Here is a 13,393-nt window from a genome sequence, read left to right as displayed (position 1 = left end):
CTTTTGCCCATTGTCCGCAGGGATGCACAAAAGACGTTGGCGCTGCACACTTTCTGCAAATTTATTCTGGCGTTTTTCCCGTGATCCACTTTCCCTAATGACGGTAAAGTAAACGTACCTACGCCCTCCGGGCGATGCATGCCTGTGCATTCAAAAACATAAAAAGGCCCCGAGAAGATGCAACTACAATTCGCCCCCCTCGACTGGTGGATCTTTGGCGGTTACTTCGCCCTGATTTCCGTGTTTGCCTGGCAGCTCAGCCGCCGCCCCTCAGGGAATACCCGCGACTACTTTCTCGCAGGCAACGCTATGCCCACCTGGGTGGTGGCCGTATCGGTACTCGCGACGACCCAGTCAGCTGCAACCTTCCTCGGCGGCCCCGATATGGGCTACCGCGGCAACCTCGCCTATATATCTACCAATATAGGCGCAATCATTGCCGCGCTGTTCGTTGCCTACAAGCTCATCCCCATGTTTTACCAGCGCAACCTGGCAACCAGCTATGAGTTGCTGGAGCACCGCTTCGGCGAGAAGGCCAAACAGCAGGCCGGCTTTGCCTATCTGTTCGGCCGGGTATTCGCCAGCGGTGCGCGCCTGTACATGGCCGCCATTGCCGTTTCCATGATCCTGTTCGGCAATATCGAACCCGGAAGCGTCATCGGCGGTATCGCGGTGCTGTGCGCAGTGGGCCTCGGTTACACTTTTGTCGGCGGTGTGCGCGCGGTCATCTGGTCCGACCTGATCCAGTGCATCGTCTATATTGCCGCGGGTATCGCGGTGGCCGGCTACCTGCTCTACTCCATCCCGGCGGACTTTTCTGAAATCGTCGCTGTGCTGGAAAACCCGGCACCGGGCGAGGGATCGAAACTGGCCCTGTTCGACACAACGCTTTCGCTGGGCTCAGCCCATCCGTTCAACTTGTTGGCAGTATTCACAGGCTTTGTCCTGCTGAATATCGCGGCCTACGGCCTTGACCAGGACATGACCCAGCGACTACTGAGCTGCAAGGACAGCAGCGCCGCGGCCAAGAGCGCCATCGGGTCCATCCTGATGGTAATTCCGGTGATGCTGCTATTCATGCTGATCGGCTCACTACTTTACGTGTTCTACCAGCGCCCGGACCTGATGAGCGGCGCCAGCGGCGGCGAAGTCGTTCAGTCGTTTTCCGGTGAAAAGATCACCATCTTTATGTACTACGTACTCAATGAAATGCCGGCCGGCCTGCGCGGCCTGGTGACCGCCGGCGTAATCGCAGCCGCACTGTCCACCCTGAATTCCGGCCTCAATTCCATGTCCTCCGTGCTGATTCAGGATTTCTATCGGCCGCTGCGGGAGAGTCGTGGTGATAAGCTGCCCGAACACCACTATGTCAATGCAGGACGCGCGGGCATGCTGCTTTTTGCCCTACTCCTCGGCGGCATGGCGATCCTGTGTTATTTCTGGCAGAAATTTTCCGATATGCCGCTACTCGCCTTCGCGCTTAGCGTCATGGTGTTCTCATACTCCGGCCTGCTCGGCGTCTACTTCACGGCACTTTTCACCAAGCGCGGCAATGCCACCAGCGTGCCGCTGGCCCTGATCGCGGGCTTCGTCGCCACCTTCGCTATGCAGCCGTACACCCTGAGCAGCCTCAGCGGGATCTTTCCTTCGCTGGCAGAAGTGGATATCGCCTTCCCGTTCCAGCTTTGCATCGGCACCCTGATCGCGTTCGGTGTCTGTTTCGCGGGCTCTTCGTGCAAAGTCGAAGACACTAACGAAGCCTGCGGTGCCACAGCATGAGCCAGTGCATCATCGGCATTGATGGCGGCGGCACCAAAACCGATGCCCGTCTCGTCAACCTGGAAACCGGGGAATGCCGATCGCTGCACGGCGGTCCCGCGCACGTCAACAATGACTGCAGCGGCGCCATCGCCGTGGTACAGGGGCTTGTAGACGGGCTGCTGCACAGCAGCGGCTTTGAGAGAGCGCAAACAACGCTGGTGTGCGGCCTCGCCGGAATCAGTAACAAACCGGAGGCCGCGCGCTTCAGGCAAGCGTTCGAAGGCCAGTTCCGCCAATTCCTGCTGACCAGCGACGCTGTCACATCCACCTGGGGCGCCGGCGGCGGAGAACCCATCGTCATGGTCGCACTGGGCACAGGCTCCGTCGCCATGCGCCTCAACCCCGACGGGAGCAGCGCACAATATGGCGGCTGGGGTTTTTTTATCGCGGACGAAGGCGGCGGCGCTGTAATGGGCCGGGATGCCATTCGTGCAGCGCTGTGGGAATTTGATCGCTGTGAGGGCGACACGACTAAACTCGGCACCATGGCACGCGCACTGGTGGCGCAGATCGGCTCGGACCGCAGCGACATACTGCAGTGGCTGCGCAATGCCACACCAACCAAGTTTGCGTCGTTTGCGCCACTGGTGGTGGAGCATTCCGCGCACAGCGGCAGCGCCAAGAAAATCATGGACCAGGCGGCCCAGGCGGTTGAACGCAAGATTGCCATTGCCCGCGGAAACAGCGACCTGCCGGTTGCCCTGCTCGGCGGGCTATCACCATTTCTGGTGCCATATTTGTCCGATGAAACGCAGGCCATCCTGTGTTCACCCAAAGGCAGCGCACTGGATGGCTGCTGCCTGCTCGCGCGCCGGCTTACTACCGGCAAGATGGCGACTGTATAAATAGTTCAGTTCAGGAAAATTTTATGAGCCACAAAAAACTGATCGAGTCCCTGTCCGGACTGGTTTCCGAGAGCCGAAACCCGGAAACCATGGACATCGACCTGTTGCCCGCCGAGGAAATCCTCAAGCGCATCAACGCCGAGGACCACAAGGTTCCCGCTGCGGTAGGAAAAATCCTGCCAAGCATCGCAACCGTTGTGGAAAAAGTCGTGGACGCTTTCCGCCAGGATGGTCGGCTGATCTACATCGGCGCGGGCACCAGTGGGCGTCTCGGGGTACTGGATGCCGTTGAGTGCCGGCCCACCTACAGTGTGCCGGACTCCATGGTGGTGCCGGTCATGGCAGGCGGGGAATCTGCCATGTTCCACGCAGTGGAGGGCGCAGAGGACGATCCGGACCAGGGCGTTGCAGACCTGAAGAAAATCGGCCTCAACGCGCGGGATGTACTCGTTGGCATCAGCGCCAGCGGACGCACACCTTACGTGGTGGGCGCACTGCATTATGCCAACGAACTCGGATGCGAAACGGTCTCACTGACCTGCAATCCGGGCTCTGAAATCACCAAAATTGCCAAGCATGAACTGACCCCCGTGGTAGGACCAGAGGCGCTCACCGGGTCCACCCGGATGAAGTCCGGTACCGCACAGAAGCTGGTACTGAACATGCTTACCACTGCCAGCATGATCCTGCTGGGCAAGAGCTATCACAACCTGATGGTTGACCTGAACGCGAGTAACGAAAAATTGCGCGCGCGCGCGCGCCGGATTGTCATTGAAGCGACCGGTTGCTCGCTGGAGGTCGCCGACCGGGCACTGGTGGATGCCGGTGAGAGTTCCAAGCTCGCCATCATGATGATCCTGACCAACCTGCCGGCTGAAGAAGCCGAGCAACTGCTGAACAAGGAGCAGGGTTTCCTGCGCCGTGCAGTGCAGTCCCGTGCCGGCTCATAGTGCCCCGTCATAAGGATGCGGAATCAATAAGTAAGGGGTGCCGATCGGCACCCCTTTTTGGTTTCCTCTTAACGTCGGCTTCCTATTATCGGCCTCCTACTGGCTTCGCCCGTAGGCTTCGAGGGTTGCCTTGAGAAAACGGGTCTTGGCCGCCTGTCCTGGCAGCTCGCTGGCGAGCCCAGAGTAAAAGCCCACATTGCCTTCATTCAGGTAAGGGCCGAGATTCTGCGCCAGTGCACGCGAAGCGGAAAAAGAGCCGAGGCGCAGTGTGTGCTCGAACAGGGCGCGAGTTTCGGATTCCAGCTCCGGGTAACGCGCCAGTTCCGGCAGCGACTTCACCAGCAGCTTGCCATCCGGGGTACCCTGCAGCGCGGACAATAGCGCCCTGGCACTCTGTGTACTGGGCGGCTGGCGTGACATCAGGTTTACCGCTTCGGCCTGTACATGGCCGTTTTCGTGCGCCAGCAATGTATCGATCAGGCCTGCCACCTGCGCGTCAAATCCCGGCGTACCCGCAAACGCGCTTTCGAAATCCCGCACCTTCTGCACCAGCATTTCCCCGAGAAGGAAAAAACTCGCGCGCGGATCACTGTCATCGCGGGGGCAGCTGTCAGTCTCGTGACAGGATAACAATGCCCGAATTTCGAAAACGGCTTTCTGCTGCTGCACCGCCATTTCTTCGTCGACCGAGGCAAGCGCTGATGCCTCTGTGACAGCGGCTTCAGGGCCCTGCCGCTCCCTGACTGAGGCGTCTGGTACTGACGGCGCTGCACCCAGCTTACGTTCTGACGTGCTCTCGATACTGCCTGAATCACTAAGCCAGACTGCGGTGCCCACCAGAGATGCGAGCGCGACCAGCGCCACCATCGAACGCTTCATTTCTCACCACTCCGAAGCACTTGCAGACGACGGGCGCTGGCGGCCGCCAGCATCAACAGCAACCAGGCGATTGTACCGCCACCACCGCCCGACTTCTTGGGCTGCTCGGTTGTGGAGCTGCCACTACCAGATCCACTATTTCCCGAGCCACTGCTTCCGGAGCCGCCAGTCGAAGAGGCTTTCGGTTTGTACTCCGCCCAGGCAGCCTGGGTGTTCTCTCCCAGTAATTGACCGCCATAGATATAGCCGATGATGCCCGCGGCACTGATTTTATAATAGACATGGTTGTCCACGCCCTGCACGAGCACTTCATCCACCAGGTGCTCACTGGCGGCGTCCACCTGGCCGATTTCATTCCCACCCGGCATATCTTCGATCTTGATACCGTCTGCGCGTAACACTGTCAGGGTGTCACCCACCTGCGGCACAATCACAGTCTCCAGGCTGGCATGGTCTGCCGCGATCGCCCATTCACCGGCACTGGCCGCAGTGCCACCATAGATATAGCCCTCGACATCGCCGACACGCACACGATAATAACGGTAGAGTTCGGCCTGGTCCCGCACCACCATATCCAGCACCTGATAGACGCCATCGACGGTGGTATCCACGTTGGTGTCGGTACCCCCGGGCGTTTCCCGCAGATTGATACCCTGTACACTGCGGATCGACTGACCAACCTGCTGCAGGCCATCGAGCGCCGCATTCCAGCACTGGTGGCGATCCTGCACCGAGCGGCTAATAGCATCCGAGACCGATGCGCTCGGGTAAACCGTGCTGATGGCCACCACATCATGCTGCAAAGACAGGCAGATAAAGTCCTCCATCTTTTCCACGCAATCCAGTGCACTGCCGTCATAAATGCACGACTCGCCGGACTCCAGCCGCACAACGCGTCCATTCCAGTTCGCGAGGTCATCCGGGTCAATGGCCTGCACCCCGGAGCACCCCTCCGAAGCCTCCACGAAACAGACGATATCCAGTGCAGTTACATGATCCGGGTTCGACATCAGGTCGAGCCAGCTCTGGTTATCATACTTTTCAATGTAGGCTTCATCGTTGCGATACCAGGTATCGCTGGGATCCGTCCAGCGGCAGCCCTTGCTGGGGCCGCCGTTATACATGGAATAGGCCGAACGGGCCCTTTCCCGCCAGTTGCCATCATTGACACAGGTTTCCGACGCTGCGTCTTCCCAGGCAGTGAAGTAAATGTCCATTGCGTATGAAAGGTTGGCAAAAATCTGCCAGCCGGCACCGTTTTCCAGCGCATCGAAATGCCAGCGATCATCGACCTGCATCATGCCGTGACCGTGGCCGCTGTCCCCGCGGATCATTTTCAGGCGCGCGTCTTCCGCGGCCTCGCGGTAATGACTCCAGAAGGTCTCCTGCTGCGCCACTGCCAGCATGGCATGTACCCAGGCTTCGGCCTCGCCTTCCGCCGGTGTTTTGCGCTGGCTGAGGTAGTAGAGCGCGGACTCGCGGATGACCGAGTGCATTTCGTCGATATAGCGTGCGCGTTCACTGATTCTGTCCAGGCTGTCATTGAAGACCAGTGGACCGAAATTTTCGTAGGCGAACTGCGGATCACCCCAGGGGTCTATGTCGCAGCCTTTCGGCACGCGGCCATAATTCCACTCACCCTCCACCGGGTTTCCACAGAGATAGTAGTCGGGCGTATCCCACGGTGCCGCCTGGGCGGCGGCACCGACCAGCAACAGCGCGCTGGAAAGGAAACGGAGGTGGTTCATTATTTTCATATCTTGCCTCCAGGTATACAGGGAGATTTTTGGGCCGGCCCCGATCGCTATTGCGTGTTGGCCAGGCCCTGGTCTTCTTCGGGAAAATTCTCATGCAGCGCATCTAGCAGCGGCTGCAACTTGTGTGGACGGTACTTTTCCAGAAGCGCCAGCAAGGTCGCCAGGCTTTTGCGATCCGGCTCACCGCTCACGTCCCAGGGCCGAAAGTGCATCTGGAAGGAGCGCAGGGTGGCGTAGGTCTGCGGATCTATTTCGCCTGTCAACTCCAGCCCATAGCCGTAGGCTGCAAGTGCCTCCTGTACCACACCGACGGATACCGGCACTTCACGCAGCTGCTCCCAGTAGGACTCAACCTTGTCGTTGTCATACCAGGCACCGATGCCCTCTTTCGCCAGCGCTTCCCACGGAAAGCGGGGGCCCGGGTCGGTGCGACGCATCGGCGTGATATCCGCATGGCCGACAACCTGGGTCGGGCCAATATCCGGGTGTCTGGCAAGGATGTCCTTCACCAGCTCAACCAGCAGGTCAATCTGCTTACGGTCATAATCGGGGTACCGGCAAAGTTGCGATGCCCTGGCCTTTCTGGCGTAAGCTGCGGGATCCTGAGCCATGGATTCGGGCTCATCAGGTTCCGCAATATCGGTTTTCGCCGGCGGCTCCGCCCTGCAGCGTACCTGCTGGACCAGCTCGATACCGATGGACTGGCTGTTCAGGTTGTCCACACCCTGCCAGTGACTGCTGCCGGCATGCCAGGCACGGCGCGATTCATCCACAAGCTGCTGTACCCGCAGCTCCTCTTCGTCCCAGGTATCGTCAAACCGCTCGGGAATCAGGTAGTGCGCGCTGACCGCGTGGGGCGCCGTCAGTGCGCGGACCGAATGCTGGTAATCAATGGCGGTATGGTGAATCACCAAAAAGCCAACACGGCCATTGTGGTTATTGGAAGGCAGCTGCTCGATCGAGGTATTGGTACAACCCGCAAGCACGGAAATTGTTGCCACAGCAGCGGCCAACTTGAAAATTTTTTTCATATCCAGATCTTAAAAAGGCACTGCCCCCGGGGAAGGAGACAGTGCCTGACACTCAAACCCAACGTGGAAACGACAAAGCAGGCTTTTGGCCCCTGCGCCGCTTCCGATACCTACAATACCGCACAGCTCCGCATCTAGGCCTTCAAGTTTCAGCAGCAAACCCATAAAAATGTGCAATTATTCCGCAATTTGACGTATCGCAATTTTTTCTTAAATGGGCTTAAATAGGCCCTAAACAATAATGCAATAAGCACACTCATGAAGAAGAAAGTCCTGGTCGTAGACGACGCAAGTAATATCCGCGAAGTCGTGTGCTTCGCACTTTCACAGTCCAATTTCCAGCCACTGGATGCCGCCGACGGCAAACGGGCACTGGAGCAGTTCGAGCTGCACAAGCCCGACATGGTGATCCTCGATATCGGCATGCCGGATATCGACGGCACCGAGGTCTGCCGACTGATTCGTCAGAAAAGCAATGTACCCATCATCTTCCTGTCCGCCCGTGACGAGGAGCTGGACCGGGTGCTGGCGCTGGAGCTCGGCGGCGATGACTACGTGTGCAAACCCTTCAGCAACCGTGAACTGATCGCGCGGGTCAAGGCCCTGTTCCGCCGCAGTGGCGGCGAGCTGGCCAGCAAGGAAGCCAACAGCAAGCTGGTACATGGTTACCTGTCCATGGATACCAGTGCGCACTGCGCCCACTGGAACGGCAAGCCGCTGGACTTCACCGCAACCGAATTTTCCATGGTGCGGGTCCTGATGGAGCGCCCCGGCCATGTCTTCAGCCGTGACGTCCTGGCCGCGGGCGCATACCAGCGCCAGACAGTTGTCAGCGACCGCACCATTGACAGCCATATGCGACGCGCGCGGGCCAAACTGAAGGAAGCCGGCGGCCAGCCAATCGAGACGGTGCACGGTGTCGGCTACAAACTTAACGACTGCAGCGCGCTGGTATGAGGCTCAGGCTCAGCACATTACTGGTGCTGCTGAACCTGACCGCGCTGAGCGCGCCCTTCGTTGCCTTTTACTTCCTAAAGACCTACGACAGCGGCCTGGTAAGACAGACAGAGAGGGAGCTGCTGGCACAGTCTGCAGCCATCGGTGCGGCGTTCCGCGATGCCCTGAACGAGCAGGGCATCGGCACAGATTACGGCACCCCTTCCGAGCGCTTTGAGCCCTCTTTCCTGGCCAGTAACCCGGGTATCTGGTTGCCGGAAGAGGCCAACCTTTCCCTGTCCGACACCCCGATTCTGCCCCCCTCTGAACCCCAGCGCAGTAATGTGCGCGCAGACCCCATCGCATTTTCCGCCGGACAACAGTTCAGCCCCTTTCTGCGCGGCATCCAGATGAAAACCCTGGCGGGGCTGCGCGTACTGGATTACCAGGGCATCGTGGTGTCCAGCACCGGTTTTGATGTCGGCTCTGACTTGTCCGGCCGGGAGGAAGTCAGCGAAGCCCTGCGAGGCCAGACCGGCCGGGCCCTGCGCTCACGTGACCATATGGAGGAGAAGCCGGATCTCGCATCGATTAGCCGCTCCAACCGCTTCCGCGTACACGTGGCCTACCCGATCATCCGGGAGGATCGGGTGGTGGGCGTCGTGTATAGCATTCGTACACCAAAAACTGCCGTCAAAGACCTCTACGAAAAAAACAACCTGCTATTTGTGGTCGGCGGTATTTTCTCGCTGGTCATCGGGCTCGCCATGCTCGCATCTCTGTCGCTCTCCCTACCGATTCGCGCACTGGTAAGGCAGGCGGAAAACGTGATTCGCGGTAACCAGAAAGGCCTGCAACCACTCAAGCACCCGATCACCAAAGATTTCGAGATCCTCTCGAATACCATGAGCGAGCTGGCGAACACCCTCGCCCGCCGCGCCGGACAGATCAAGAGCTTTGCCTCCAGCATTTCGCACGAGTTCAAGACCCCGATCACCTCGATCAGCGGAGCCGTTTCGATTCTGCAGGACCATGAAGGCGAGCTGTCTGTTGAACAGCGCCAACAGTTCCTGCACAACATATCCGAAGACGTCACGCGCATGAACCAGCTCATCAATCAGCTGCTGATGCTCACTCGCGCGGATGTAGTAAAGAGCCCGGCGGCCAGCTCCGACCTGGCAGCGGCCATCCAGCGCGCGACCAAGCGCTACGAACCCAACTTCGAGGGCATCCACGCCTACTTCAGCCGCAAGGGCGCGCTGGTGGACATGCCGGAAGAACTGCTGGACAGCGTGATCATCAATCTGTTCCACAACGCCATGCTGTACGGCGGCGACAAACTGGAAATCAGTGTCCATATACTCAATAAACAGGTTGAGATGATTTTCTCGGACAACGGCGATGGCATCGCGGCAGAAAACCGCGAGAAAATCTTCAAACCCTTCTACACCACCGGCGAATCGCGCGGCGGCACAGGCCTCGGCCTGCCGATCGTAGCAACCCTCCTCAAGAACCACGGCGGTAATATCGAGTTGCTGGAAAGTACTGGCGGCGCAACTTTCAGATTGATATTTGCCCGGGCAGCCAAGGCGAGCATAGTCGAGGCGCAGGGATCAGAGCAGTGTAATGGGGTCAGAGCGGAAGCTCTGACCCCTTAACTTCGGGACCAGATGGAGTCAGAGTGATAACTCTGACCCCGCCATCCAAACGAAAAGGGGTCAGAGCCGTTGGCTCTGACCCCATGAATCCTTTTCCTAACTTATTGGGGTCAGAGCTTGCGCTCTGACCCCTTTTATCTTCAGACATAAAAAAACCCCGGCAAAGCCGGGGTTTTTTAAGCTTTATAGAGCTTAGAAGTGCAGACCGAATGACAGCTGGACACGGCGCGAGTTATAGCGAGAACGCGGCGTACCGAAAAGCGGACTGTCAACATACGGATCGTAGTTGTAACCCGTTTGACGATCAAACACGTTGAACAGATCTGCGCGGAACTGCAACGTATAATCGGATAACACCTTAAAATCCTGAGTATAGTTCAGATCCAGCTGCCAGTGACTCGGGCTGCGACGGCTACCAGCGGCTTCCGCATAGCGAATAGTATCACTGGAATATCCATAAATGGAGCCGTCCCACGCTTCCCAAGGTTGGCCTGACTGGTACACGAAGAAAGCACCTACGTTCGCATTCCAGTCCGTAGTGTAATAACCGTAGGTCTTAAAGATATGGGGGCGATCACCACGCAATACGCCATCCTTGTTATCCCAGAGCTGGCGTCCTTTTCCGTCCGCCAGATTGGAAGAACCGATGAACAGGTTGGCATCGTTATAGCCAGAAGTGTTGTCCTGGTCGAAGTTACCCGTATAACGGCTACGGACATATGACGCACTCAGGTAACTCCGTTCACCCTCCCACTTAGCTTCCAGGCTGAACTCCCAGTACTTGGTGTAAGCATCGTCCAACTGTGCAATGACGTAGGAAGAGCCGCCGATTTCCGCGCGGATATCTTCGAGGTCATCCACGTAAGCACCTTTGGCTGCGATATCAGCCGGTACGCACTGGTCGCCCTCACCGTCGTTATTGGCGTCTACACCATAGCAGCCGTAAAGACGCGAGTAGTTCCAGGTATCTTCCCAAAAGTTGCTGCCTTCGCGATATCGCACATGGGAGCGGATACTCCAGCCGTTATCAAAGCCCTTAGTCGTGCCAACAGTCAGTTCGTCAGTTCGACGTGGATCCAGGTCATCCTGGAACACCTTACCAGAGGAACCTTCCTTCGGCTCGGACTGGATTACGTTACCGTTTTCGTCGAACCAGACTTCCAGGGTCGCGCGGGTATTACGGTCCCAAGACGCAGCACGGGCGAGGGAAGAAGCTTCCGGGTTATAACTAGCGAAGTTAGCAAAAACAGTATCTTCGCCATTGTAGGCCCAGGTTACACCCAGTCGCGGCTGAATCATGTCTTTCCAATCAACTTTATACATCTCGTACTTGTGGCCTGGCGCATTTTCGAAGCCAGAGTAGTTTCCACCTACTTCACGCAGACCCTGTCCGTACAGGATGTCCTGACTGATCAGGAAACCGACGTTAAAGGTGAAGTCGCCGTACTCAATCTTGTCATTAATTTCAAGATTATAAGACTCGCTGTAGGAATCGATCGGAGCAACAGTGGTGCCGTCAGCCTGCACCAGACTCATTTGCTGAACGTAGGCACGGTAGAAGACATCCTGGCCATTAAACTCTGCCAGGTCGAGACCACCGATCACCTGCACTGACCCCCAACCGTTGGACTTGCGCGCCAACTCTTCACGGCCTTCTGACCAGCGGAAGCCTGCGTGTAGCTCGTGACTGGTGTCACCCCATTCCAGAGCGTGATCCAGAGACATTTCAAAGCTTTCACGATAAAAGTTCTGGTCGTTGATCAGACTATATGCACCAACGCCGCCACCACCATAGATTAATCCATCATCTCCCTGATACCCGTGCTGTAGAATAATCGGTGCAACAAACGCGTTGTACGCATCCTCTCCATCAATCAAGTTAGGTACGCTCAGGTAGCCCATTTGATCCAAATTATTCACATCCAGACCATTTGCGAGGCTTGGCTGAACTCCCAGCAGGACATCGGGTAGGCTGGCCGTTTCATGGGCGTAGGTATTGTATTCAGCCGTAAATGTGGTGCTGTCATTGATCACCCAGGAGCCGTCCAAAGTGAAAATTTCCTGGATCGTTTCACTACCAATGGAAACTGAGTCGGCCTCATTGTATGAGATAGAAGCACCTTCCCCTATATTTTCGGAAGTGCGATAACTCATATTGACCAAAATATCATCGGTAGGGGCGTAAGTCAGCTTACCAAAGTACTCGTCACGCTCGACAGAATAGTCCTTAGCCGGGCCGTAAGCAGTTTCCTTATTGTCACGGTGTGTGCGCGGCCCATAATAGGAACCATAGTAAAACAGGCGCTCCGGAATAATTGGGCCGCTGGAATAAACATGGGCCCAATTCTTGTCTAGTTCGTATTCTGTTCCAGCTTTCGTGTCACCAACAAGAGATTTTGGCTGGAAATAGTAGGTGGCACCTGATTGAAATTCATTAGTGCCAGATTTTGATTTGGTATCTACTGCAAAACCACCTGAGCGATTGAAGCCTTTAGCCACAGCTCCACCGCGTTCAACAGCTACTTGCTCCAAATCATGATTTGATGGCTCAGCAGACAGCGTGCCAAACATCGGTAAAGTAATGTCTACGCCATCAAACGCATAAGTGTTGTCCTGGCCACTACCCCCGGCGCTCGGACCACGAACAGAGTCCTGTGTAAACTGAACGCCCGGCAGCAGCTTCATCAAGTCGCGGTACTCCAACCCGATCGGCACCCCCTTAACTACATCTGCGCCCATGGCATTTGAGAGGGAAGCCTCGCCAGCTGCGCTTACAACCTCGCCATAAACCATCACTTCTTCGAGCTCATTGGCAGAAAGTTCCGCATCCAGATCCAGCACAACCATCGTGGATTGGTCCAGCAGAACCTCGGCGTTGACAGTACGCTCGGTACCGTCTTCGGCTGTGAACGTCAGGGTATAGGTGCCCGGAATCAGCAGCGGCAGCTTGAACTCGCCATCTGCGTCAGTCTTGACGGTACGGGCACGCGGCATAACCTTACTTTTAGCAGTAACAGTTACGCCGGACGCTTCCGCCGGGTCATCCATAGTTACACGGCCTTCGATACTACCGGCCTGTTGAGCCATCGCCGAGGCAGACAGCAGCGCACCCGCGAGCACGCTGGCTGAAATCCCCAGGGATGATACGCGTCGGTGCCCCCGCACTGACTCGCTCAGCTTTTTCTTGTTAAACATAGTAATCAGCTCCCGATTTACTTTTTAGTTATCCATGGAACAACGTTGCCACCTCCTGCTTAGGCGGTTGGCAAAAACCTAAGACCGTGGAACCCAGATACAGGTAGGTGATTCGATTCTCCTATAGCCGCATGACAATCACCAATGGGATTGGTGCCGCGCGGAATAATATTTATCGTCTTTTTTGTGCAAATTATCACAGACGAAAAAGTGGACGGGAATTCAAAGGCTTGCACAGATGACCTAAATCAACAGGCCCGGAGAAACGATCAAAAAAAAACCACCCCGAGGGGTGGTTTTTTGGTAATTCCGATCAAATTG

9 protein-coding genes are annotated in these 13,393 nt (G+C 56.9%); 5 read left to right on the top strand and 4 right to left on the bottom strand.

The window, feature by feature from the left end:
- The first annotated feature begins 177 nt into the window (after positions 1-177).
- The 3 genes from QSJ80_RS11135 to murQ are packed head-to-tail and all read left to right on the top strand — an operon-like array spanning position 178 to position 3,616.
- Positions 178-1,779: a sodium:solute symporter gene (locus QSJ80_RS11135; RefSeq protein WP_285764528.1), complete on the top strand. Its 1,602-nt coding sequence runs from the start codon at positions 178-180 to the stop codon at positions 1,777-1,779.
- Positions 1,776-2,666, top strand: a complete 891-nt coding sequence (locus tag QSJ80_RS11130; RefSeq protein ID WP_285764527.1) for a glucosamine kinase nucleotide-binding domain-containing protein — start codon at positions 1,776-1,778, stop codon at positions 2,664-2,666. The genes QSJ80_RS11135 and QSJ80_RS11130 overlap by 4 nt, the downstream gene beginning before the upstream one ends.
- 23 nt (positions 2,667-2,689) lie before the next feature.
- Positions 2,690-3,616 (top strand): N-acetylmuramic acid 6-phosphate etherase, encoded by a 927-nt coding sequence (gene murQ, locus QSJ80_RS11125; protein WP_285764526.1) that lies wholly within the window; start codon positions 2,690-2,692, stop codon positions 3,614-3,616.
- Between the two features lie 96 nt (positions 3,617-3,712).
- Here murQ and QSJ80_RS11120 read toward each other — a convergent pair whose 3' ends face one another.
- The 3 genes from QSJ80_RS11120 to QSJ80_RS11110 are packed head-to-tail and all read right to left on the bottom strand — an operon-like array spanning position 3,713 to position 7,283.
- Positions 3,713-4,495: a hypothetical protein gene (locus QSJ80_RS11120; RefSeq protein WP_285764525.1), complete on the bottom strand. Its 783-nt coding sequence runs from the start codon at positions 4,493-4,495 to the stop codon at positions 3,713-3,715.
- Positions 4,492-6,252, bottom strand: a complete 1,761-nt coding sequence (locus QSJ80_RS11115; RefSeq protein WP_285764524.1) for a hypothetical protein — start codon at positions 6,250-6,252, stop codon at positions 4,492-4,494. The genes QSJ80_RS11120 and QSJ80_RS11115 overlap by 4 nt, the downstream gene beginning before the upstream one ends.
- Positions 6,253-6,299: 47 nt before the next feature.
- The gene (locus tag QSJ80_RS11110; protein ID WP_285764523.1) at positions 6,300-7,283 is read right to left on the bottom strand and encodes an N-acetylmuramoyl-L-alanine amidase; all 984 of its coding nucleotides are present in this window, start codon (positions 7,281-7,283) and stop codon (positions 6,300-6,302) included.
- Between the two features lie 258 nt (positions 7,284-7,541).
- On the opposite strand from QSJ80_RS11110, the gene QSJ80_RS11105 reads away from it, so the two are divergent.
- Both QSJ80_RS11105 and QSJ80_RS11100 read left to right on the top strand, forming a co-directional pair.
- Positions 7,542-8,240, top strand: coding sequence for a response regulator transcription factor (locus tag QSJ80_RS11105; RefSeq protein ID WP_285764522.1), 699 nt, complete (start codon positions 7,542-7,544; stop codon positions 8,238-8,240).
- Positions 8,237-9,877, top strand: a complete 1,641-nt coding sequence (locus tag QSJ80_RS11100; RefSeq protein ID WP_285764521.1) for a sensor histidine kinase — start codon at positions 8,237-8,239, stop codon at positions 9,875-9,877. Before QSJ80_RS11105 ends, QSJ80_RS11100 begins: the two co-directional genes overlap by 4 nt.
- A gap of 192 nt (positions 9,878-10,069) precedes the next feature.
- Here the strand turns inward: QSJ80_RS11100 and QSJ80_RS11095 are convergent, their stop codons facing one another.
- Positions 10,070-13,072 carry a TonB-dependent receptor gene (locus tag QSJ80_RS11095; protein WP_285764520.1) on the bottom strand — a complete coding sequence of 1,001 codons (3,003 nt, stop codon included), beginning with the start codon at positions 13,070-13,072 and terminating at the stop codon, positions 10,070-10,072.
- Positions 13,073-13,393 lie beyond the last annotated feature (321 nt).

Origin of the sequence: Biformimicrobium ophioploci (genome assembly GCF_030270605.1) — a bacterium.
Taxonomy (GTDB): domain Bacteria; phylum Pseudomonadota; class Gammaproteobacteria; order Pseudomonadales; family Cellvibrionaceae; genus Biformimicrobium; species Biformimicrobium ophioploci.
Note: the sequence above shows the minus strand (reverse complement) of the source record. Positions and strands in the feature narration are given on the sequence as shown.

Excerpts from the sequence above, each read along its gene's own strand:
- QSJ80_RS11135 (WP_285764528.1), top strand. The coding sequence starts at position 178 with ATGCAACTACAATTCGCCCCCCTCGACTGGTGGATCTTTGGCGGTTAC.
- QSJ80_RS11130 (WP_285764527.1), top strand. The coding sequence starts at position 1,776 with ATGAGCCAGTGCATCATCGGCATTGATGGCGGCGGCACCAAAACCGAT.
- murQ (WP_285764526.1), top strand. The coding sequence starts at position 2,690 with ATGAGCCACAAAAAACTGATCGAGTCCCTGTCCGGACTGGTTTCCGAG.
- QSJ80_RS11120 (WP_285764525.1), bottom strand. The coding sequence starts at position 4,495 with ATGAAGCGTTCGATGGTGGCGCTGGTCGCGCTCGCATCTCTGGTGGGC.
- QSJ80_RS11115 (WP_285764524.1), bottom strand. The coding sequence starts at position 6,252 with ATGAAAATAATGAACCACCTCCGTTTCCTTTCCAGCGCGCTGTTGCTG.
- QSJ80_RS11110 (WP_285764523.1), bottom strand. The coding sequence starts at position 7,283 with ATGAAAAAAATTTTCAAGTTGGCCGCTGCTGTGGCAACAATTTCCGTG.
- QSJ80_RS11105 (WP_285764522.1), top strand. The coding sequence starts at position 7,542 with ATGAAGAAGAAAGTCCTGGTCGTAGACGACGCAAGTAATATCCGCGAA.
- QSJ80_RS11100 (WP_285764521.1), top strand. The coding sequence starts at position 8,237 with ATGAGGCTCAGGCTCAGCACATTACTGGTGCTGCTGAACCTGACCGCG.
- QSJ80_RS11095 (WP_285764520.1), bottom strand. The coding sequence starts at position 13,072 with ATGTTTAACAAGAAAAAGCTGAGCGAGTCAGTGCGGGGGCACCGACGC.